Origin of the sequence: Streptomyces sp. NPDC053048 (genome assembly GCF_044547045.1) — a bacterium.
GTDB lineage: Bacteria > Actinomycetota > Actinomycetes > Streptomycetales > Streptomycetaceae > Streptomyces.
In genome coordinates this window covers 742,422-762,815 of record NZ_JBITZS010000001.1, presented here as the reverse complement: position 1 = coordinate 762,815, position 20,394 = coordinate 742,422, and the positions used below count along the sequence as shown (strand labels likewise).

Sequence of the window (20,394 nt, the reverse complement as noted above, 5' to 3'; positions counted from 1 at the left end):
GATCAGCGGTAGGGGATCAGTGGTGGCCGTGGCCGCTGGTGATCTCCTGGTACTCCTCCGCGGTGGCCTTGGGGATGTGCGTCCCCTCGCCGTAGAAGCCCTTGGAGAGCTTCACGCGGAGCTTCTGGCCGGCGCCCGCCTTGCGGGCGACACCGTTCTCGTCGACCTCGGGCTCGAGCTCGAGCGGCCGGGGCTGCTCGTGCGCGGTGAGGGTGTGCAGCTGCTCCTGCGAGAGCGGCTCGTGGACCTCGACGAACTCACCGTGCGGCAGGCGCTTGATGATGCCGGACTCGCGTCCGTGCAGCACCTTGTCCTTGTCGCGGCGCTGGAGACCCATGCAGATCCGGCGCGTGGCGATGAAGGTCAGGACCGGGATCACGAAGAAGCCGATGCGGACGAACCAGGTGATGGCGTTGATCGACAGGTGGAAGTGGGTGGCCCACAGGTCGTTTCCACCACCGACGAGCATCACGAAGTACGCGGCGATCCACGCGGCGCCGAACGCGGTGCGCGTCGGGGCGTTGCGCGGGCGGTCCAGCAGGTGGTGCTCCCGCTTGTCGCCGGTGACCCAGGACTCGATGAACGGGTAGACCGCGATCGCGCCCAGGACCAGCGGGAAGATGATCAGCGGGATGAACACGCCCAGGACGAACGTGTGACCCCAGACGTTGATCTCCCAGCCCGGCATCACACGGATGAGGCCCTCGGCGAAGCCCATGTACCAGTCGGGCTGGGCGCCGGTGGAGACCTGGTCCGGCCGGTAGGGGCCGATGGACCAGATCGGGTTGATCGTGGCGATGGCCGCGATGGCCGCGATGACACCGAAGACCAGGAAGAAGAAGCCTCCGGCCTTGGCCATGTAGACCGGCAGCAGCGGCATGCCGACCACGTTCTTGTTCGTCCGGCCGGGGCCGGGGAACTGCGTGTGCTTGTGGTAGAAGACCAGGATCAGGTGCGCCACCAGCAGGCCGAGCATGATGCCCGGCAGCAGCAGGACGTGGATGGAGAAGAACCGCGGCACGAAGTCCGAGCCGGGGAACTCGCCGCCGAAGAGGAACATCGAGATGTACGTGCCGATGATCGGCACGGACAGGATCGCGCCCTCCATGAAGCGGACACCGGTGCCGGAGAGCAGGTCGTCCGGGAGCGAGTAACCGGTGAAGCCGGTGAACATGCCCAGGACGAACAGCAGGAAGCCGAACAGCCAGTTGACCTCACGCGGCTTGCGGAACGCACCGGTGAAGAAGACGCGCATCATGTGCACGAACATGCCCGCGAGGAAGATCAGCGCGGCCCAGTGGTGGATCTGCCGGATGAGCAGACCGCCACGGACGTCGAAGCTGATGTCGAGGGTCGACTTGAACGCCTCGGACATCCGCATGCCCTGCATGGGGACGTACGAGCCGTGGTAGACGACCTCGTTCATGCTCGGGTGGAAGAACAGCGTCAGATACACACCCGTGAGGATGATGATCACGAAGCTGTAGAGGCAGACCTCGCCCAGCATGAAGGACCAGTGGTCCGGGAAGATCTTCCGCATGTTGGCCTTGGCCAGGCTGTAGATGCCCAGCCGGCCGTCGGCCCAGTCGGCGACCCGCTCGCCGGCGGGCGCCTTGCGGCGGCCCGGCGCGGTGGCGCCGGTCGATTGCGTGTTGTTGCTCATCCGCGCTCCCAGAAGGCAGGACCGACGGGCTCAGCGAAGTCGCCCATGGCCTCAAGGTAGCCCTTGTCGTTGACCTTGATCCGCAGCTGCGGCAGGGCGTGACCGGCCGGGCCGAAGACCACCCGGCCGCCGTCGGCGAGGTCGAAGGTGGACTGGTGGCACGGGCACAGCACGTGGTGCGTCTGCTGCTCGTAGAGGCTGATCGGGCAGCCGACGTGCGTGCAGATCTTGGAGAACGCGACGATGCCGTCCGCCGACCAGTCGAGCTCGCGCTTGTCCTTGATGTTCTCCGGCTGGAGCCGGACGATCATCAGGGCCGCCTTGGCGATCTCCTTCTGGAAGTCGTGGTCCTCCTCCTTCATGCCCTCGGGCATGGCGAAGGTGAGGGAGCCGACCGCGATGTCCTCGGGACGCAGCGGCTGCAGCGTGTTCTGGTTGATGAGCATCTTGCCCTCGGACCAGGCGGTCTTGCGGAGCTTGATGCCCGGCAGCGGACCGAGGTCGCGGAGCAGGACCACACCGGAGAGCGGCACCAGGGCCAGCGCGCCGAACATGGTGTTGCGCAGCAGCTTGCGGCGGCCGAAGGTCGACTCCTCCGCGCCCTGCTTGAAGTCGGCCATGACCTTGGCCTTGACCTCGGGCTCGGCCTCGATCGGGTGGCGGTCGTCCGCGTGCTCGACGTCGGACATCAGGGTGCGGGCCCAGTGGACCGCGCCCGCGCCGATGCAGAACAGCGCCACGCCGAGGGTCAGGCCCAGCGCGAAGTTCAGCGCGCTGATGTGACCGATCGGGAAGACGTAGACGATCTTGTCGACCGGCAGCGTCACATAGGCGGCGATGAAGCCGACCGTGGCCAGCATGGACAGCGTGAACAGGAACGCGACCACGCGCTCGGAGCGCTTGGCGGCCCGCTCGTCGATGTCCTGGATGCGGGGCTCGTGCGGCGGGAGGCCCGGGTCGGCGAACGGGTCGCCGGCGGTCGCTGCTACGACACCCTCGTGCGCGTCGCCCTGCTTGCTCGGCAGGGTCTCTTCTGGAATGTCTTGGCTACTCATGACTTCTTGGCCTTGGCGGTGTGGGCGGCGACCCAGATGGCGACGGCGATCAGCGCGCCCAGGCCGAAGATCCACGCGAACAGACCCTCACTGACCGGGCCGAGCCCGCCCAGTTCGAGGCCACCCGGGCTCTCCGCCTTGCTGCTGTTGACCGTGTCGAGGTACGCGATGACGTCCTTCTTGTTCTGCTCCGACATGGTGGTGTCGGGGAACGAGGGCATGTTCTGCGGGCCGGTCTGCATGGCCTCGTAGATGTGCTTGGGGTTGACGTCCTCGAGGTCAGGGGCGTACTTGCCGTTCGAGAGCGCGCCGCCCTTGCCGGTGAAGTTGTGGCACTGGGCGCAGTTCGTACGGAAGAGCTCCCCGCCCTTGGCGATGTCGGCGCCCTCGGGGCTGTACTGGCTCTTGGTCGGGACCGAGGGGCCCGCGCCCAGGGAGGCGATGTACGCGGCGAGCTGGTCGATCTCGGCCTGCGTGTAGATGGCCTTCTTGCGGGGCGCCTGGGCGCCCTGCTGCTGCAGCGGCATGCGGCCGGTGGCGACCTGGAAGTCGACGGCGGCGGAACCCACGCCGACCAGGCTCGGCCCGTCGGTGGTGCCCTGACCGCCGGTGCCGTGGCAGCTTGCGCAACCCACGGAGTAGAGCTTCTTGCCCTCCTCGATGGCGAGGGACTGGGCGGTGTCATCGGCCTTGGCCGTGTCCGCCGGCGCGAACGCGGCGTACAGCCCCCCAGTTACCGCCAGCGCGAAGAGTAGGACGACGACCGCCGCCAGCGGATGGCGTCGTCGTGCGGAGAGCTTTTTCACGGATTACCCCGGTGTCAGGATCTTCTGCGTCGATCTGGACTGATTGGTCCGGTGCGGACAGGACCGATTACTTGATCAAGTAGATCGTGGCGAAGAGGCCGATCCACACCACGTCGACGAAGTGCCAGTAGTAGGACACGACGATGGCCGCTGTGGCCTGGTGGTGGGTGAACCTCTTGGCCGCGTACGTCCTGCCCAGGACCAGCAGGAAGGCGATGAGACCGCCCGTCACGTGCAGGCCGTGGAAGCCGGTCGTCAGGTAGAACACCGAGCCGTACGGGTCGGAGGAGAGCGAGAGGCCCTCGTGCTTGACCAGATCGGTGTATTCGAAGACCTGGCCGCCGATGAAGATGGCACCCATCACGAACGTGACCACGAACCACATGCGCAGCTTCTTCACGTCGCCGCGCTCGGCGGCGAAGACGCCGAGCTGGCAGGTGAGGGAGGAGAGCACCAGGATCGTGGTGTTGGCGGCCGAGAAGGGAAGGTTCAGCGCGGACGCCATTTCCTTCCAGTGCTCGGCACCGGTCACCGATCGCAGGGTGAAGTACATCGCGAAGAGGGCCGCGAAGAACATCAGCTCGGAACTCAGCCAGATGATGGTTCCGACGCTGGTGAGGTTCGGTCGATTGACCGACGGGTGTGCGTGCCCGGTATCTGTTGCTGTTGCAGTCGCCACGACCGACATTATGTCGGTCGCTTATCTCGCGCTCACTCCGGGGGGTGCCGTTCGGTGTGTCAAGACGGTATGCCCTGCTCGTACGGCCCATTGGGAGCGTCCCCCAAAGGAAGGAAGGGCCGCTTCCGGGGCCGTCCGGGCCCTGCCGAACCCTCCTCGTGGACCATGCTCGCGGAGTAGCATCCGCCGCAACGACGCCACCTGCCCACGAGCATGGAGGAACGATGCAGCCGACCGCCACGGTGCTGGTCTACAGCGACGACGCGAGCACGCGCGAGCAGGTGCGGCTGGCCGCCGGACGGCGCCCCGCATCCGACGTCCCACCGGTGGAGTACCTGGAGTGCGCGACCCTGCCCGCCGTGCTGAGGACCCTCGAGGAGCACCGGGTGGACGTGTGCGTCCTGGACGGCGAGACGGCGCCCGCGGGCGGCATGGGGGTGTGCCGGCAGCTGAAGGACGAGGTGTTCCGCTGCCCGCCCGTGCTGCTGCTCATGGGCCGTCCGCAGGACGCCTGGCTGGCCACCTGGAGCCGGGCGGACGCGGCCGTCACCCATCCGCTGGACCCGGTGGCGTTCGCCGAGGCGCTGGCCGGGCTGCTGCGCGAACGCCTGGGCGTGGACGCCTGAGGCCCGGTTCCGGGGGCGCGCCTAGAGACGGGGCCGCAGCCGGGCCACGTCGGCGGGGCTCGTCCCCTCGCGCTTGCCGGCCGTCAGGGCGCTGCCCTCGCGCCACTGCTTCCACGGCATGTTCCAGTCGCCGAAGCCGTTGTCGAAGGGCGTCATGGTGGCGCCGGCGCTGCCGACGACCTTGACGACGTCGCCGACGCGGACGTTGTCGTAGAACCACTTGGCGTTGGCGGTGCTCATGCCCGTGCAGCCGTGGCTGACGTTGTCGGCCCCCTGGGAGCCCTCGGACCAGGGGGCGGCGTGCACGTATTCGCCGCTCCACGTGACCCGGGTGGCCCAGTAGACGGGCAGGTCGTAGGAGTCCTCGCTGCCTTCCGCGATGCCGATGCTGGTGCCGCGCATGCGTACGAAGGATTCCCGTCCGAGGATCACCTTGACCCCGTTGCGGGTGGCGTAGCCGGGCTTGCCGGTGGTCACGGGGATGGTGCGCAGGGTCTGGCCGTTCTTCGTGACGGTCATGTAGTGGCCGGCGGCGTCGGTGACGGCCTCCACGCGGTCGCCGATGGTCAGCCGTACGGGCTTGGAGGGGCCCCCGTAGAGCGCGCCGCCGACCTTGATGCCGTCCAGGTTGGCGCGCACGTCGATCGTGGTGTGGGCGGGCCAGTAGTCCTGCGGGCGGTAGTGCAGGGTGCGGTTGTCGACCCAGTGCCAGGAGCCCTGGACGGCGGGGACGGACTCGACGCGCAGGGTGCGTTCGACGACGGCGCGCGCGGCGGGGTCCTGGACGGGTTCGCTCAGTTCGGCGGTGACGGGCTGTCCGACGCCGTAGGTGCCGTTCTGCGGGCCGAAGGCGACCCTGAGCAGCCGGTCCGCCGGGCTGGTGTCGAAGCCGATCGTACGGCGCCCCTGGGCCCCGTCCTCGTCCTCGGTGCTGACGCGCACGGTGTAGTGGGCGCCGGCGGCGAGCGCGCCGGTGCTGCGCCAGCGCGATCCGTCGGGGGCCAGCTCACCCTTGACGTACCGTCCGGCGGCGTCGGTGGCGGTGACGTCGGTGATCCGGTCGCCGCCGGAGGCCTCGACCTCCAGCGGCTTGCCCGGGTCGGCCTTGCGGCCCTCGTGGGCGCCCGCGAGCCTGACCTGTCCGGTGGCGTCGTAGGGCGGGTCGGCCAGCGGATCGGACGAGCCGCCGCAGGCGGACGCCCCCAGCGCCAGGGAGACCAGCAGCAGGGCGCAGCGGGGCGCCGTGCGGCTTCGCGGTGTGTGACCCATGGTCACACAATAGGAATAATCCGGGCATATGGCTCCCGGTGGGCCCGCAAACGGGTGGTGGGCCCGGCGGACGGGTGACGCCGGGCGGGCGGCGGGCACCGGAAATGCGACGGGCCCCGCACACCGTGAGGTGTGCGGGGCCCGGAGCGTTCGGCCGGCGAGACCTACTGGTTCTGGTTCTCGCCGCGGTAGAACTCGAACACCCAGCCGAAGAGGCCGACCAGGATGACCGGGGCGGAGAAGTACATCAGCCACCAGCCGAAGCAGATGCTCATGAAGGCGAGCGCGCCACCGACGGCCAGGGACAGCGGCTGCCAGCTGTGCGGGGCGAAGAAGCCCAGCTCACCGGCGTCGTCCGCGACGTCCGCGTTCTTGTCGTCCTGGGCGCCGGCGTCCACCCGGCGCGCGGTGAACGCCAGGTAGTAGCCGACCATGATGCACAGGCCGAAGGCCATGAAGAGGGCCGTCGTGCCGACGACCTCCTTCGACCACACGCCATAGACGATCGCCATGGCGAGGATGAAGACGGCGAGCCAGATGAACATCCGGCCTTGGATCTTCACTTGCCGGCCTCCTTGCCACCCGCGAGGGCCTTGTCGGCGATGAGGCTCTCCTCGAGCTCGAGAGCCGTGATCTCCGGGTGGTGGAGGTCGAACGCCGGGGATTCGGAACGGATGCGCGGCAGCGTGAGGAAGTTGTGCCGCGGCGGCGGGCAGGAGGTCGCCCACTCCAGCGAGCGGCCGTAGCCCCACGGGTCGTCGACCTCGACCTTCTTGCCGTACTTGGCGGTCTTCCAGACGTTGTAGAAGAACGGCAGGATCGACAGGCCCAGCAGGAACGAGCTGATGGTCGAGATGGTGTTCAGCGTGGTGAAGCCGTCGGCGGCGAGGTAGTCCGCGTAACGACGCGGCATGCCCTCGGCACCCAGCCAGTGCTGCACCAGGAACGTGCCGTGGAAGCCAACGAACAGCGTCCAGAAGGTGATCTTGCCCAGGCGCTCGTCCAGCATCTTGCCCGTGAACTTCGGCCACCAGAAGTGGAAGCCGGAGAACATCGCGAACACCACGGTGCCGAAGATGACGTAGTGGAAGTGCGCGACCACGAAGTACGAGTCGGAGACGTGGAAGTCCATCGGGGGCGAGGCCAGGATGACGCCGGTCAGACCACCGAAGGTGAAGGTGATCAGGAAGCCGACGGCCCACAGCATCGGGGTCTCGAAGGACAGCGAGCCCTTCCACATGGTGCCGATCCAGTTGAAGAACTTCACACCGGTCGGGACCGCGATCAGGAAGGTCATGAAGGAGAAGAACGGCAGCAGTACACCACCGGTGACGTACATGTGGTGCGCCCACACCGTCACCGAGAGACCGGCGATCGAAATCGTCGCGGCGATCAGGCCCCAGTAACCGAACATCGGCTTCCGGGAGAACACCGGAATGACCTCGGAAATGATGCCGAAGAACGGCAGGGCGATGATGTACACCTCGGGGTGGCCGAAGAACCAGAAGAGGTGCTGCCACAGCAGTGCGCCGCCATTGGCCGCGTCGAAGATGTGCGAACCGAATTTACGGTCCGCCTCCAGCGCGAACAGCGCGGCCGCCAGCACCGGGAAGGCCAGCAGGACCAGGACACCGGTCAGCAGGACGTTCCAGGTGAAGATCGGCATGCGGAACATCGTCATGCCGGGCGCGCGCATGCAGATGATCGTGGTGATGAAGTTGACCGAACCGAGGATCGTGCCGAAGCCGGAGAAGGCCAGACCCATGATCCACATGTCGGCGCCGACGCCCGGCGAGCGGACCGCGTCCGACAGCGGGGAGTAGGCGAACCAGCCGAAGTCGGCCGCACCCTGCGGGGTGAGGAAGCCGGCCACCGCGATCAGCGAGCCGAACAGGTAGAGCCAGTAGGCGAACATGTTCAGCCGCGGGAACGCCACGTCGGGCGCGCCGATCTGCAGCGGCATGATCCAGTTCGCGAATCCGGCGAACAGCGGCGTCGCGAACATCAGCAGCATGATCGTGCCGTGCATCGTGAACGCCTGGTTGAACTGCTCGTTCGACATGATCTGCGTGCCCGGACGGGCCAGCTCGGCGCGCATGACGAGCGCCATGAGTCCGCCGATACAGAAGAACGCGAACGACGTGACCAGGTACAGCGTGCCGATCGTCTTGTGGTCAGTGGTGGTGAGCCACTTGATCACCTGACTGCCGGGCTGCTTCTGGCGTACGGGTGGTGCTGCCGTGGCTGTTGCGGCGGCGGCACCCTGGGGTTCGTTGAGGATGCTCACTTGTTCTTGGTCTCCGCGTTCTTCGCGTGATCCGTCTGCGCGATGCCCGCCGGCTGGTAACCGGTCTGGCCCTTGTCCGCCAGCTCCTTCAGGTGCGCCCGGTACCGCTCAGGAGAGACGACCTTGACGTTGAAGAGCATCCGGGAGTGGTCCTGGCCGCAGAGCTCGGCGCACTTGCCCAGGAAGGTGCCCTCCTTGTTCGGAGTCACCGTGAAGCTGTTGGTGTGCCCCGGGATGACGTCCTGCTTCATCAGGAACGGAACCACCCAGAAGGAGTGGATGACGTCCCGGGAGGTGAGCACGAACTGGACCGTCTCGCCCTTGGGCAGCCACAGCGTCGGGCCCGGGTTGTTGGTCTGCGGGTTCCGGTCACCGGGGATGCCGACCTCGTAGACGCCCTCGGCGCCCTGCGGGGCCTTCTTCAGGAACCGGTCCGGGATCGCGTCGAGCTCCTTGTTCTCGCGGAGCGGCTTCGCCGGGGTGGCGGCGTTGCCGTCGACGTTCTCCATGTAGTTGAACGCCCAGCTCCACTGGAAGCCCACCACGTTGATGACGTGCTGCGGCTTCTCCGGGTTGGCGAGAAGCTTGTTCTCATCACGCGCGGTGAAATAGAAGAGCACCGAAACGATGATGATGGGGACCACGGTGTACAGCGCCTCGATGGGCATGTTGTACCGGGTCTGCGTGGGAATCTCCACCTTCGACCTGCTGCGCCGGTGGAAGATGACGCTCCAGATGATCAGGCCCCACACCAGGACACCGACCGCGAGAGCGGCGGCCCAGGAGCCCTGCCAGAGGGAGAGGATCCGCGGCGCCTCTTCCGTGACGGGCGTTGGCATGCCGAGGCGGGGGAAGTCCTTCGATGTGCAACCGGTGGCGGTCGCCAGGACAGCGCCCGCGGCCAGCGCCTGCAGCAGCTTCCGCCGCACCGGGCGCCGCGACGAGCGGTCGGAGCCGTTGGGACTCACGTAGCGCCTTCCCGAGAGTCTCGCCCGTGCGGCCGGCTGCGGCCGTCTCGCTGGTCGGTCGCCGGCCCGCTGCGGGCAGGGGTTTGGATGTTTATGCGGACCAAACCCTACTGGACGCTATTTGGGGCCGCGCGGGGAGGGTGCCCAACGCGCCGGACCACTCCCCGAACCGGTGGAATCCGGGGGTCCGGCGGCCATCTGGATGACCGTCAGAGCCGCGCCGTGCCTGGTCGCGGCGGGTGGCCCAGGAGCGGGACGACAGCGGAGTCGGGCCGTCCGGCAGCGGGCCCGCAAGGGGAGTTAGCGTTCAGGTGTGCCCTACTTCGACGCGGCCTCCGCCGCCCCTCTGCACCCCGTCGCCCGCCAGGCGCTGCTGGCCGCCCTCGACGAGGGCTGGGCCGACCCCGCCCGGCTCTACCGGGAGGGCCGCCGGGCCCGGCTGCTGCTGGACGCCGCCCGCGAGGCGGCCGCCGAGGCGGTCGGCTGCCGCCCGGACGAGCTCGTGTTCACTCCTTCGGGGACACGCGCGCTGCACGACGGTATTGCCGGTGCGCTGGCCGGACGGCGCCGCGTGGGCCGGCACCTGGTCGTCTCCGCCGTCGAGCACTCCGCCGTCCTGCACTCCGCCGAGGCGCTGAGCGCGGCGGGCGGCACCGTCACCGAGGTCGCGGTCGACCGCACCGGGCGGGTGGCGGCGGACGCGTACGCGGCGGCGCTGCGCCCGGACACCGCGCTGGCGGCCCTGCAGTCCGCCAACCACGAGGTGGGCACCGAGCAGCCGGTGGTGGAGGTGGCCGAGGCCTGCCGGGCGGCCGGGGTGCCGCTGCTGGTGGACGCGGCCCAGTCGCTGGGCTGGGGCCCGGTGGCGCCGGGCTGGTCGCTGCTGACGGCCAGCGCCCACAAGTGGGGCGGGCCGTCGGGGGTGGGGCTGCTGGCCGTGCGCAAGGGCGTGCGGTTCGCCGCCCGGGGCCCGGCGGACGAGCGGGAGTGGGGCCGGGCGCCCGGCTTCCCCGACCTGCCCGCGATCGTGGCGGCCGCGGCGTCCCTGCGGGCGGTGCGGGCGGAGGCGGCGGAGGAGGACGCACGGCTGCGCCGGCTGGTGGAGCGCGTACGGTCCCGGGTGCCCGAGCTCGTCCCCGACGTGGAGGTGGTCGGCGACCCCGAGCGGCGGCTGCCGCACCTGGTGACCTTCTCCTGCCTGTACGTGGACGGCGAGACGCTGCTGCACGCGCTGGACCGCGAGGGCTTCTCCGTCTCCTCGGGCTCGTCGTGCACGTCGAGCACGCTGCGGCCCAGCCATGTGCTGCAGGCGATGGGGGTGCTCTCGGAGGGCAACGTGCGGGTGTCGCTGCCGCGGGGCACCTCCGCGCAGGACGTGGAGGGGTTCCTGGAGGTACTGCCCCGCACCGTGCGGGCCGTACGCGAGCAGCTGGGCGCCTCGCCGACAGGGACGTCGGTCCCGTCCGCCACGACGGACGAGCTGGTCGTCGACTCGCTCGGCAAGCGGTGCCCGATCCCTGTGATCGAACTGGCGAAGGTCATCGGGAACGTGCCGGTGGGCGGCCTGGTGACCGTGCTGTCCGATGACGAGGCGGCGCGCCTGGACGTTCCCGCCTGGTGCGGTATGACGGGCCAGGAGTACGTGGGCGAACGCCCGGCGGAGCGTGGGGTCGCCTATACGGTGCGGCGCCGCGCCTGACGTGCCGCCGCTACCGCGGCGGTTCTCCCCACCCACCCGCCCGGCACCCGGAAGCGTCATGACGTTCCGGGTGATCGGGCGGGCGGGTGGGTGAGGGCGGAGCCCCCACAGAGGGTCAGCCCAGGTGGGCCTGGACCTCGGCCGCCGCCTCGTGGCCGTAGGCCTTGGTGAAGCGCTCCATGAAGTGCCCGCGCCGCAGCTCGTACTCCTGCGTGCCCAGCGTCTCGATGACGAGCGTGGCCAGCATGCAGCCCAGCTGGGCGGCCCGCTCCAGCGGCAGCTGCCACGTCAGGCCGGCCAGGAAGCCCGCGCGGAACGCGTCGCCGACGCCGGTCGGGTCGACCTTGGCCTCCTCCTGCGCGCAGCCGACCTCGATCACCGGCTCGCCCACGCGCTCGATGCGCACGCCTCGCGAGCCCAGCGTGGTGATGCGGGTGCCGACCTTGGCGAGGATCTCCTCGCCCGTCCAGCCCGTCTTGGACTCGATGAGCGCCTTCTCGTACTCGTTGGTGAACAGGTACGTGGCGCCCTCGATCAGCACCCGGATGTCGTCGCCGTCCATGCGGGCGAGCTGCTGGGAGGGGTCGGCGGCGAAGGCGATGCCACGGGTGCGGCACTCCTCGGTGTGGCGGATCATCGCCTCGGGGTCGTCCGCGCCGATCAGCACCAGGTCCAGGCCGCCGACCCGGTCGGCGACCGGCTGCAGCTCGATCTGGCGGGCCTCGCTCATCGCGCCGGTGTAGAACGACGCGATCTGGTTGTGGTCGGTGTCGGTGGTGCACACGAAGCGCGCGGTGTGCAGGACCTCGGAGATGTGCACGGAGGCGGTGTCGACGCCGTGCCGGTCCAGCCAGGCGCGGTAGTCGGCGAAGTCGGCACCCGCGGCGCCGACCAGGATCGGCCGCAGGCCGAGCACGCCCATGCCGAAGCAGATGTTGGGGGCCACGCCGCCGCGTCGCACGTCGAGCTCGTCGACAAGGAAGGAGAGGGAGACCGTGTGCAGCTGGTCGGCCACGAGCTGATCGGCGAAGCGGCCGGGGAAGGTCATCAGGTGGTCGGTGGCGATGGAGCCGGTGACAGCGATACGCACGACGGGTCTGCTCCTGGTGGCGAGACGGTGACGAGAAACAACAAGAAGAGCCACACCACGCTACCGGGTTCCGCGTCGTGCGCCAGGTCCGGTTCTCGCCGGTGAGCGGCGAATCTACCTAATGGTAGGTCTTTCCCCGCGTGGTCACCGGTGCGTACGGTGCGGGTATGCCGAAGACTGTGAAGGACGTCACTCCCGCCACAGATCCGGAATCGCTGGCCGAGCTGCGCAGGGACTGCGCCCGGATGGCACCGCACTGGCCCCGCCCGTCGGGGGCCGCCGCGCACGTCCCCGCCGTACCGACCCCGCTGTCGCTGATCCACGGGGTCTCGGTGCCCGCCCGGTCGGCCCGGCTGCTGGACGGAATGTCGGAGTACGGCGACTGACGACCACCCCTCGGGGGCGCCCGCGCACCGCACCTGAGGACACACTGGAACCGCTCGCTCCTGCGCTCCGTCCAAGCGCCGTCCCCCTCTCGGGGGATGTGGCAGTACTCAGTTCTGAGCGGAGCGAAGGAGCGATGCGGTGAGCACCGAGTGGGGGCACCGCCCAGCGGTAGCTGGGGGAAGCACTCCGGGCGGCGGCCCCGACAAACGGCAGCGGAAGCACTCGACGCTGGCGGTGGCCTCGGTGGCGGCCGCGGTGCTGCTGGCCGGGGGCGGCGGCGCGTACTGGGCGTCCACCGCGTCGGACGGCGACGGCGGGGGCGCGGCCGGGGACGGCGCCTCCCCGCCGCCGCTCGCCCTGGACGGCTGGACGAGCGGGACGGCGGCCCGTGGCGACACCTCGCGGGGCATAGCGGTGGGCGAGCCCGACCCGCACGGGGTGCGCTATCGCGCCGCGGGCACCTTGCCGGACGGACCGCGCACGGCGCCCGTCCACCTGCCGGAGCGCGAGGTGTCCAGCGGTGACGTGGCGGCCCTGGCCAAGGCGCTGGACGTGCGGGGGACGCCCCGGCTCGTCCGGGACACCTGGACGGTCGGCGGCGGGCCCGACGCGGCCGGGCCCACGCTGCAGGTGAGCCGGCAGGGGCCGGGCAACTGGGCGTACTCCAAGTACGGGGTGCCGGGCGGTACGGACTGCGTGCACCCGCCGGGCGGCGCGAAGGAGAAGGAGCAGGGCGCGAGCGGCCCGCTGGACTCCCCCGCGCCGACGTGCCCGTCCTTCCGTGACGCCGCCCCCGACCCCGCCGCGGCGGACCCGGTGTCGGAGGAGAAGGCGAGGAGCGTGGCCGCCCCGGTGTTCAAGGCGCTGGGCCAGGACGGCGCGAAGACCGACGCGCGCAAGCTGTACGGCGCCGTGCGCACCGTGACCGCCGACCCCGTCGTCAACTCCGTGCCCACCTACGGCTGGCAGACCAGCGTGCGGGTCGGCGCGGACGGGCAGCTGGTGGGCGGCAGCGGGCAGCTGAAGATGCCGAAGAAGGGGACGTCCTACCCGCTGCTCACGGCGCGGCAGGCGCTGGACGAGCTGAACCGGGGGGCCGGAACGGGCCATGCGAGCATCGGCGGCTGCGCGACGGCGGTCCCGTTCCGGGACGGTGGCGACGGGCCGCCCTGCGAGGGCAAGACGGACGGGCGGGAGCCGGTCACCGTGACGGGCGCGGTGTTCGGGCTGTCGGCGCAGTCGGTGTCCGGGATGCAGTCGCTGGTGCCGTCGTGGCTGTTCACGGTGCGGATGCCGGGCTCCGGCGCCAAGGGCGAGCCGGTCACGATCGCCCAGCCGGCGATCGACCCGAAGTTCATCGCCAAGCGCCCCGCGCCCCCGTCGGGCGAGCGCGGCGGAAAGCCGTCGGGCTCGCCGGGGGCCTCGACGCCGGCGCGGGTGGACTCCTACGTCGTCGAGGACGGCGGGAAGAAGCTGGTCCTGACCTTCTGGGGCGGTGTGTGCCACGACTACTCGGCGTCGGCCGAGCAGTCGGGGTCGGCGGTGACGGTCAAGGTCACCGGCAGGGAGCAGAAGCCGGGCCAGGCCTGCGTGGCGATCGCCAAGCGCCTGGAGACGACGGTGACGCTGGACGAGCCGCTGGGCGAGCGGAAGGTCGTGGACCTGAGCAACGGCGCCACGGTGCGGGAGCGGCAGGCGAAGTAGCCCTGGCCCGGTTGCCCGTAGGACGCCGGAAGGGCGGCACCCCCGAGGGGGTGCCGCCCTTCCGGCACAGCCAGACAGTCCGGCGATTAGCTGAAGGAGTCGCCGCAGGCGCAGGAGCCGGTGGCGTTGGGGTTGTCGATGGTGAAGCCCTGCTTCTCGATGGTGTCGACGAAGTCGATCGAGGCGCCGCCCAGGTACGGGGCGCTCATGCGGTCGGTGACGACCTTGACGCCGTCGAAGTCCTTGACGACGTCACCGTCGAGCGAGCGCTCGTCGAAGAAGAGCTGGTAGCGCAGGCCGGAGCAGCCACCGGGCTGGACGGCGACGCGCAGGGCGAGGTCGTCACGGCCCTCCTGCTCCAGCAGGCTCTTGACCTTGGCGGCCGCGGCGTCGGACAGGAGGATGCCGTCGCTCACAGTGGTCTTCTCGTCCTGAACGGACATCTGCTTCACTCCCGGGTCTTGGTGCGGACTGCTTGCCTGAGCAGAAACCGCCGGTATCCCGGATTCATTCCGGGCCTGGACTGTGACTTCCGCTTTTCATGCTCGCACATGGCGCGACGGATCGGGAATGTGTCACATCGACGCGATCATCATCGTCAAACTGACGTGAAGGGGTTATGATAGATAGCGTCAAATTGACGACAAGGCCCGACCGGCCGTCCGCAGAACAGAAAGGGTGCGTGTCGTGACCACCGCCCAGCCCTTGGATGTCCAGCCCACCCCCCTCGCCCTCCTGCTGCTCGGACGCGAGTCCGACCCCCGGAGCGAGCGCGGCGTGGAGTGCCCCGGCGACCTGCCGGCGCCGTCCGACCCGGACCTGGTGGAGCGTGCCCGCGCGGCCAAGGCGAAGCTCGGGGACAAGGTCTTCGTCCTCGGCCACCACTACCAGCGCGACGAGGTCATCGAGTTCGCGGACGTCACCGGCGACTCGTTCAAGCTCGCGCGCGACGCGGCCGCCCGGCCGGACGCCGAGTACATCGTCTTCTGCGGTGTGCACTTCATGGCCGAGTCGGCGGACATCCTGACCTCCGGCGACCAGCAGGTCGTCCTGCCGGACCTGGCCGCGGGCTGCTCGATGGCCGACATGGCCACCGCCGAGCAGGTCGCCGAGTGCTGGGACGTGCTGACCGAGGCCGGCATAGCCGAGGTGACCGTCCCGGTCTCCTACATGAACTCCTCCGCCGACATCAAGGCCTTCACCGGCAAGCACGGCGGCACCATCTGCACCTCCTCCAACGCCGAGCGGGCCCTGAACTGGGCCTTCGAGCAGGGCGAGAAGGTGCTCTTCCTGCCCGACCAGCACCTGGGCCGCAACACCGCCGTCCGCGACATGGGCATGTCGCTGGAGGACTGCGTCGTCTACAACCCGCACAAGCCGGGCGGCGGCCTGACCGCCGAGGAGCTGCGCGGCGCGAAGATGATCCTTTGGCGCGGGCACTGCTCGGTGCACGGCCGCTTCTCGCTCGACTCCGTCAACGACGTGCGCGAGCGCATCCCGGGCGTCAACGTCCTGGTGCACCCCGAGTGCCGGCACGAGGTCGTGGCCGCGGCCGACTACGTCGGTTCGACGGAGTACATCATCAAGACCCTCGAGGCCGCCCCGGCCGGCTCCAAGTGGGCCATCGGCACCGAGCTCAACCTGGTCCGCCGTCTGGCGAACCGGTTCGCCGACCAGGGCAAGGAGATCGTCTTCCTCGACAAGACCGTCTGCTTCTGCTCGACGATGAACCGGATCGACCTGCCGCACCTGGTGTGGGCGCTGGAGTCGCTGGCGGACGGCAAGGTCGTCAACCGCATCGAGGTCGACCCCGAGGTCGCCAGCTTCTCGAAGCTGGCGCTGGAGCGGATGCTCGCCCTGCCGTAGCAGTTCCGTCCCCCTTCCCGCAGTAGCGAGGTGGGGCTCCGCCCCGGGCCCCGGACCGCGCTGCGCGCGGCGTCCTCAAGCGCCGGACGGGCTGACAGCCCGTCCGGCGCTTGAGGACGAAACGGTGAAAGGGCGGGGTGGGGGAAAGTCACTCCGTCCGCGGCCGCACCAGCCCCGACTCGTAGGCGATCACCACCAGCTGCGCCCGGTCCCGGGCGCCCAGCTTGGCCATCGCCCGGTTGACGTGCGTCTTGACCGTCAGCGGGCTGACCGCCAGCCGCTCGCCGATCTCGTCGTTGGACAGCCCGCCCGCGACCTGCACCAGCACCTCGCGCTCCCGGCCCGTCAACGCCTCCAGCCGCGCCCCGGGACGCGCCGGGCGGTCCGCGGAGTCGCCCTGGGCCAGGAACTTCGCGATCAGCCCCTTCGTCGCCGCCGGTGACAGCAGGGCCTCGCCCGCCGCCGCGATCCGGATCGCCGCCAGCAGCTCGTCCGGTTCCGCGCCCTTGCCCAGGAAGCCCGAGGCGCCCGCGCGCAGCGACTGCACCACGTACTCGTCGACCTCGAACGTCGTCAGCATCACCACCCGCACCGCCGCCAGCGCCGGGTCCGAGCAGATGGCGCGAGTCGCGGCCAGGCCATCCGTCCCCGGCATCCGGATGTCCATCAGGACCACGTCGGGGGTGTGGAGGCGGGCCAGCTCGATCGCCCGATCGCCGTCCGAGGCCTCGCCCACCACCCGCATGCCGGGTTCCGAGTCCACCAGCACCTTGAACGCGCTGCGCAGCAACGCCTGGTCGTCGGCCAGCACGACGGTGATCGGATCGCTCATGCGGCACAGCCTACGAGCCGGCGCCGTCACCCGTACGGGCCTGCAGCGGCAGGATGGCCCGGACCCGGAAGCCGGGGGTGCCCTCGCCGCGCGGGCCCGCCTCGCAGGTTCCGCCGAGCGCGGAGGCGCGCTCGCGCATGCCGATCAGGCCGTGCCCGCCGCCGGCCGCATCGTCCGCCGGCCGGTCGCGGTCCGGGCGGTCGTTCTCCGGGCGGTCGCCGCCGTCGTCGAGGACGGTCAGGTCCAGGCTGTCCGCGCTGCGCAGCAGGGCGACCTCGGCGCGGGCCCCGCTGCCCGCGTGCTTGTGCACGTTCGTCAGCGCCTCCTGCAGCACGCGGTAGGCGGTCAGGTCCACGGCGCCGGGCAGCGGGCCGAGGACGGCCGCGGCGCCGGCGGCGCCGGTGCCCGCGCCCGGCCCGCCGGGCAGGGTGGAGGCGGCGGCGACGTCCACGCGCAGCCCGACCCGGGCGAAGCCGTCGACGAGCTGGTCGAGGACGCCGAGGCCCGGGGCGGGCTCGGTGGGTGCCTCGGGGTCGCCGTACTGGCGCAGCAGGCCCACCGTCGCCCGGAGCTCCTCCAGCGCCGAGCGGCCGGCCTCGCGGACGTGGGCGAGGGCCTGTTTGGCCTGCTCGGGACGGCTGTCCATGATGTGCGAGGCGACCCCGGCCTGGACGTTGACCAGGGCGATGTGGTGGGCGACGACGTCGTGCAGCTCGCGGGCGATGCGCAGCCGCTCCTCGGCGACGCGGCGGCGGGCCTCCTCCTCGCGGGTGCGTTCGGCCCGTACCGCCCGTTCCTCGATCGCGGCGACGAAGGCGCGCCGGCTGCGCACGGCGTCCCCGGCGGCGCCGGCCATGCCGGTCCACGCGAAGAGGCCCACGTTCTCCTGCGCGTACCAGGGCGGCGGGCCGAAGAGCATCACGGAGGCGGTGAGGACGGCGACGGTCACGGCGACGATGCGCCAGGCGGTGGGCCGCTCGGTGCGGGCGGCCACGGTGTAGAGGGCGACCGCGGTGGCGGTGGTGATCTGGGTGCGCGGGGGGCCGCCGTCGTGGGTGAGGACGGTGCCGGCGACCGTCAGCACGGCGGTCAGGCCCAGGACGGCGCGCGGCGCCCGGCGCCGGGCCACCAGCGACGCGCAGGCGAGGGCCGCGAGCAGCAGGAAGACCGGTCCGGGCGGGTACTGGGCAGAGCGCGGCCCCAGGTACGCGCCGATGAGGACGAGCGCGAGGACGAGGACGGCCAGCAGGGTGTCGGCGGCCAGGGGGTGGGCGCGCAGCCAGCGGTGCGGGCGGGCGAGGCCCGTGGCGGCGAGGGAGGTCATCGCGGTCCCCATCGTGGGCGGGCCGGCGCCGGGAGGGCCGGGAAGGGACGTCACCGGCGGCGCCCCCGGCCCGGATGAGGGGGCGGGGGCGCGGCGCGTGCCGGAGCGGAGTGTGCGGGAGGGGTTCAGCCGGGGATGAGGCCGTCGTCGCTCAACATCTGGCGGACCTCGTCGAGCGAGGATTCGGGCGCGGGCAGGATCAGCTCGGAGGGTTCCAGCGCGTCGTCGGGCAGCGGGGTGCCCAGGCGGCGCACGGCGTCGAGCAGGGCGCCGAGGGTGCGTCGGAAGCCTTCCTCGTCGCCGCTCTCCATCTCCTGGAGCAGTTCGTCGTCCAGGCTGTTGAGCTCGGCGAAGTGACTGTCGGCCAGCTTCACCTGGCCCTCCCCCATGATCCGAACGATCATGACGGTCTCCCTTGTGTCAGGGCGAGTCCGGTGCCCGCGGGCAACAGTCTGGCAGCTCCGGCGCCCTCAGCTCTTGTCGAAGCGCGGCTGGTCCTGCGGACGGGTGGCCTCGGCCTGGCCCCCGGTGCCGCCCTCGATCGCCTGCTTCCGCTCACCGCCGCCGGCCAGCTCGGCCTTCATGCGCTGCAGCTCCAGCTCGACGTCGTTGCCGCCGGAGAGCCGGTCCAGCTCGGCGGTGAGGTCGTCCTTGGCCATGCCGGTCGGGTCGTCGAGCGCGCCCGAGGCGAGCAGCTCGTCGATGGCGCCGGCGCGGGCCTGCAGCTGGGCCGTCTTGTCCTCGGCGCGCTGGATGGCCATGCCGACGTCGCCCATCTCCTCGGAGATGCCGGAGAAGGCCTCGCCGATGCGGGTCTGGGCCTGGGCGGCGGTGTAGGTCGCCTTGATGGTCTCCTTCTTCGTGCGGAAGGCGTCCACCTTGGCCTGCAGCCGCTGGGAGGCGAGGGTGAGCTTCTCCTCCTCGCCCTGGAGGGTCTGGTGCTGCGTCTCCAGATCGCTGACCTGCTGCTGGAGGGCGGCGCGGCGGGTCAGCGCCTCGCGCGCCAGGTCCTCGCGGCCGAGCGCGAGCGCCTTGCGGCCCTGGTCCTCCAGCTTGGCGGACTGGCTCTGCAGCTGGTTGAGCTGGAGCTCCAGGCGCTTGCGGGACGTCGCCACGTCCGCGACGCCGCGGCGCACCTTCTGCAGCAGCTCCAGCTGCTTCTGGTACGAGTAGTCGAGGGTCTCGCGCGGATCCTCGGCCCGGTCCAGGGCCTTGTTGGCCTTCGCGCGGAAGATCATCCCCATCCGCTTCATGACACCGCTCATGGGCCTCGCGCGCCCCCTTCTGACCGAACTGAATCGGGCTTAGGTTCCAGCACATCTTCCAGAACCCACAGTACGGGCCCCGCTTCCATTACCGCACTGTTCGGCCGCGGATGCGCTCCTCCTGCAGGACGATCAGGAGGCGGCCGTCCTCCGGCGCAAGGAGTAGGGGCCGGCGGGGCGACGGGCGGGGCGGGGACGGGTCGCCCGCCGTCGTTGCCGGATCGTGCCCGAAGGGGGCGCCCGGACCCCGTACCCTTGGTTTCTGTGTTCCGAAGCCGTTCGAAAGCGCAGGCCGCGACCCCCGAGGTGACCGCGGACCAGCCCAAGCAGCCCCGTGATCCGCAGGCCCCCAAGGGCCGCCCCACCCCCAAGCGGAGCGAGTCCAACGCCACGCGCCGCTCCCTGGCGAGCACGCCGACCACACGCAAGGAGGCCGCCAAGCGGCAGCGCGAGGCGCGCCGCGCCGACCTGGCCCGCCAGCGCGAGGCCCTGGCCAGCGGTGACGAGCGTTACCTGCCCGCCCGGGACAAGGGCCCGGTGCGGTCCTTCGCCCGTGACTTCGTGGACGCGCGGTACTCGGTGGCGGAGTTCTTCCTGCCGCTGGCCGTGCTGATCCTCATCCTGAGCATGGTCAACAAGGGCGCGTTCCAGAGCTATGTGCTGCTGGCGTGGCTGGTCGTGATCCTCATGATCGCGATCAACTCCGTGATCACCGCCATCACCCTCAAGCGTGCCCTCAAGCAGCGTTTCCCGGACGAGAACACGCGCGGCGCCGTCCCGTACGCCCTGATGCGCACCCTGCAGATGCGCCGGCTGCGCCTGCCCAAGCCCAAGGTCAAGCGCGGGGCGAAGCCCTGAGCGCCTTCGCGCCGGG

20 protein-coding genes are annotated in these 20,394 nt (G+C 70.6%); 6 read left to right on the top strand and 14 right to left on the bottom strand.

The annotated features are described in order from the left end of the window. Positions 1-16: 16 nt before the first annotated feature. From ACIG36_RS03730 to ACIG36_RS03715, 4 genes are all read right to left on the bottom strand, one after another. Positions 17-1,663 carry a cytochrome bc complex cytochrome b subunit gene (locus ACIG36_RS03730; protein WP_399921275.1) on the bottom strand — a complete coding sequence of 549 codons (1,647 nt, stop codon included), beginning with the start codon at positions 1,661-1,663 and terminating at the stop codon, positions 17-19. Then, the gene (locus ACIG36_RS03725; RefSeq protein ID WP_399921272.1) at positions 1,660-2,718 is read right to left on the bottom strand and encodes a Rieske 2Fe-2S domain-containing protein; all 1,059 of its coding nucleotides are present in this window, start codon (positions 2,716-2,718) and stop codon (positions 1,660-1,662) included. Before ACIG36_RS03725 ends, ACIG36_RS03730 begins: the two co-directional genes overlap by 4 nt. Beyond that, complete coding sequence (locus tag ACIG36_RS03720; protein WP_399921269.1) at positions 2,715-3,524, bottom strand: c-type cytochrome; 810 nt, start codon at positions 3,522-3,524, stop codon at positions 2,715-2,717. The genes ACIG36_RS03725 and ACIG36_RS03720 overlap by 4 nt, the downstream gene beginning before the upstream one ends. Before the next feature lie 67 nt (positions 3,525-3,591). Then, entirely contained in the window at positions 3,592-4,212 is a 621-nt protein-coding gene (locus ACIG36_RS03715) for a heme-copper oxidase subunit III (RefSeq protein WP_399921266.1), read from the bottom strand. A gap of 215 nt (positions 4,213-4,427) precedes the next feature. On the opposite strand from ACIG36_RS03715, the gene ACIG36_RS03710 reads away from it, so the two are divergent. Next, on the top strand, positions 4,428-4,829 hold the full coding sequence (locus ACIG36_RS03710) for a hypothetical protein (RefSeq protein WP_399921263.1): 402 nt from the start codon (positions 4,428-4,430) through the stop codon (positions 4,827-4,829). Positions 4,830-4,850: 21 nt separating this feature from the next. On the opposite strand, the gene ACIG36_RS03705 is transcribed toward ACIG36_RS03710, so the two are convergent. The 4 genes from ACIG36_RS03705 to coxB form a co-directional block, all read right to left on the bottom strand. After that, positions 4,851-6,098 carry an Ig-like domain-containing protein gene (locus ACIG36_RS03705; protein WP_399921260.1) on the bottom strand — a complete coding sequence of 416 codons (1,248 nt, stop codon included), beginning with the start codon at positions 6,096-6,098 and terminating at the stop codon, positions 4,851-4,853. A gap of 164 nt (positions 6,099-6,262) precedes the next feature. Further along, positions 6,263-6,661 (bottom strand): cytochrome c oxidase subunit 4, encoded by a 399-nt coding sequence (locus ACIG36_RS03700; protein ID WP_399921257.1) that lies wholly within the window; start codon positions 6,659-6,661, stop codon positions 6,263-6,265. Beyond that, positions 6,658-8,385 carry a cytochrome c oxidase subunit I gene (ctaD, locus tag ACIG36_RS03695; RefSeq protein ID WP_399921253.1) on the bottom strand — a complete coding sequence of 576 codons (1,728 nt, stop codon included), beginning with the start codon at positions 8,383-8,385 and terminating at the stop codon, positions 6,658-6,660. Before ctaD ends, ACIG36_RS03700 begins: the two co-directional genes overlap by 4 nt. Then, a complete protein-coding gene (gene coxB / locus ACIG36_RS03690; RefSeq protein ID WP_399921250.1) occupies positions 8,382-9,353 on the bottom strand; it encodes a cytochrome c oxidase subunit II in 972 nt (323 codons plus the stop codon). The genes ctaD and coxB overlap by 4 nt, the downstream gene beginning before the upstream one ends. A gap of 313 nt (positions 9,354-9,666) precedes the next feature. On the opposite strand from coxB, the gene ACIG36_RS03685 reads away from it, so the two are divergent. Continuing rightward, entirely contained in the window at positions 9,667-11,052 is a 1,386-nt protein-coding gene (locus tag ACIG36_RS03685; protein ID WP_399921247.1) for a cysteine desulfurase/sulfurtransferase TusA family protein, read from the top strand. Between the two features lie 115 nt (positions 11,053-11,167). On the opposite strand, the gene ACIG36_RS03680 is transcribed toward ACIG36_RS03685, so the two are convergent. After that, complete coding sequence (locus ACIG36_RS03680; protein ID WP_399921244.1) at positions 11,168-12,142, bottom strand: carbohydrate kinase family protein; 975 nt, start codon at positions 12,140-12,142, stop codon at positions 11,168-11,170. Between the two features lie 167 nt (positions 12,143-12,309). Here ACIG36_RS03680 and ACIG36_RS03675 point away from each other — a divergent pair, with 167 nt between their 5' ends. Both ACIG36_RS03675 and ACIG36_RS03670 read left to right on the top strand, forming a co-directional pair. After that, positions 12,310-12,528 (top strand): hypothetical protein, encoded by a 219-nt coding sequence (locus tag ACIG36_RS03675; protein ID WP_399921241.1) that lies wholly within the window; start codon positions 12,310-12,312, stop codon positions 12,526-12,528. A 139-nt stretch (positions 12,529-12,667) separates the two neighbouring features. Then, positions 12,668-14,233 (top strand): hypothetical protein, encoded by a 1,566-nt coding sequence (locus tag ACIG36_RS03670; RefSeq protein ID WP_399921238.1) that lies wholly within the window; start codon positions 12,668-12,670, stop codon positions 14,231-14,233. Positions 14,234-14,319: 86 nt separating this feature from the next. Here ACIG36_RS03670 and erpA read toward each other — a convergent pair whose 3' ends face one another. Next, positions 14,320-14,676: an iron-sulfur cluster insertion protein ErpA gene (gene erpA, locus ACIG36_RS03665; RefSeq protein WP_004946545.1), complete on the bottom strand. Its 357-nt coding sequence runs from the start codon at positions 14,674-14,676 to the stop codon at positions 14,320-14,322. Between the two features lie 235 nt (positions 14,677-14,911). Here erpA and nadA point away from each other — a divergent pair, with 235 nt between their 5' ends. Then, positions 14,912-16,099 (top strand): quinolinate synthase NadA, encoded by a 1,188-nt coding sequence (gene nadA, locus ACIG36_RS03660; protein ID WP_399921234.1) that lies wholly within the window; start codon positions 14,912-14,914, stop codon positions 16,097-16,099. 148 nt (positions 16,100-16,247) lie between these two features. Here nadA and ACIG36_RS03655 read toward each other — a convergent pair whose 3' ends face one another. The 4 genes from ACIG36_RS03655 to ACIG36_RS03640 form a co-directional block, all read right to left on the bottom strand. Further along, on the bottom strand, positions 16,248-16,931 hold the full coding sequence (locus ACIG36_RS03655) for a response regulator (RefSeq protein ID WP_399921231.1): 684 nt from the start codon (positions 16,929-16,931) through the stop codon (positions 16,248-16,250). A gap of 10 nt (positions 16,932-16,941) precedes the next feature. Further along, positions 16,942-18,255, bottom strand: a complete 1,314-nt coding sequence (locus tag ACIG36_RS03650) for a sensor histidine kinase (RefSeq protein ID WP_399921228.1) — start codon at positions 18,253-18,255, stop codon at positions 16,942-16,944. 125 nt (positions 18,256-18,380) lie between these two features. After that, positions 18,381-18,659 carry a hypothetical protein gene (locus ACIG36_RS03645; RefSeq protein WP_399921225.1) on the bottom strand — a complete coding sequence of 93 codons (279 nt, stop codon included), beginning with the start codon at positions 18,657-18,659 and terminating at the stop codon, positions 18,381-18,383. 66 nt (positions 18,660-18,725) lie between these two features. Further along, entirely contained in the window at positions 18,726-19,520 is a 795-nt protein-coding gene (locus ACIG36_RS03640) for a PspA/IM30 family protein (protein WP_399921222.1), read from the bottom strand. A gap of 264 nt (positions 19,521-19,784) precedes the next feature. On the opposite strand from ACIG36_RS03640, the gene ACIG36_RS03635 reads away from it, so the two are divergent. Further along, on the top strand, positions 19,785-20,378 hold the full coding sequence (locus ACIG36_RS03635) for a DUF3043 domain-containing protein (RefSeq protein WP_399921220.1): 594 nt from the start codon (positions 19,785-19,787) through the stop codon (positions 20,376-20,378). The last annotated feature ends 16 nt before the right edge of the window (positions 20,379-20,394 follow it).

Excerpts from the sequence above, each read along its gene's own strand:
- ACIG36_RS03730 (WP_399921275.1), bottom strand. The coding sequence starts at position 1,663 with ATGAGCAACAACACGCAATCGACCGGCGCCACCGCGCCGGGCCGCCGC.
- ACIG36_RS03725 (WP_399921272.1), bottom strand. The coding sequence starts at position 2,718 with ATGAGTAGCCAAGACATTCCAGAAGAGACCCTGCCGAGCAAGCAGGGC.
- ACIG36_RS03715 (WP_399921266.1), bottom strand. The coding sequence starts at position 4,212 with ATGTCGGTCGTGGCGACTGCAACAGCAACAGATACCGGGCACGCACAC.
- ACIG36_RS03710 (WP_399921263.1), top strand. The coding sequence starts at position 4,428 with ATGCAGCCGACCGCCACGGTGCTGGTCTACAGCGACGACGCGAGCACG.
- ACIG36_RS03705 (WP_399921260.1), bottom strand. The coding sequence starts at position 6,098 with ATGGGTCACACACCGCGAAGCCGCACGGCGCCCCGCTGCGCCCTGCTG.
- ACIG36_RS03675 (WP_399921241.1), top strand. The coding sequence starts at position 12,310 with ATGCCGAAGACTGTGAAGGACGTCACTCCCGCCACAGATCCGGAATCG.
- erpA (WP_004946545.1), bottom strand. The coding sequence starts at position 14,676 with ATGTCCGTTCAGGACGAGAAGACCACTGTGAGCGACGGCATCCTCCTG.
- ACIG36_RS03655 (WP_399921231.1), bottom strand. The coding sequence starts at position 16,931 with ATGAGCGATCCGATCACCGTCGTGCTGGCCGACGACCAGGCGTTGCTG.
- ACIG36_RS03650 (WP_399921228.1), bottom strand. The coding sequence starts at position 18,255 with ATGACCTCCCTCGCCGCCACGGGCCTCGCCCGCCCGCACCGCTGGCTG.
- ACIG36_RS03645 (WP_399921225.1), bottom strand. The coding sequence starts at position 18,659 with ATGATCGTTCGGATCATGGGGGAGGGCCAGGTGAAGCTGGCCGACAGT.
- ACIG36_RS03640 (WP_399921222.1), bottom strand. The coding sequence starts at position 19,520 with ATGAGCGGTGTCATGAAGCGGATGGGGATGATCTTCCGCGCGAAGGCC.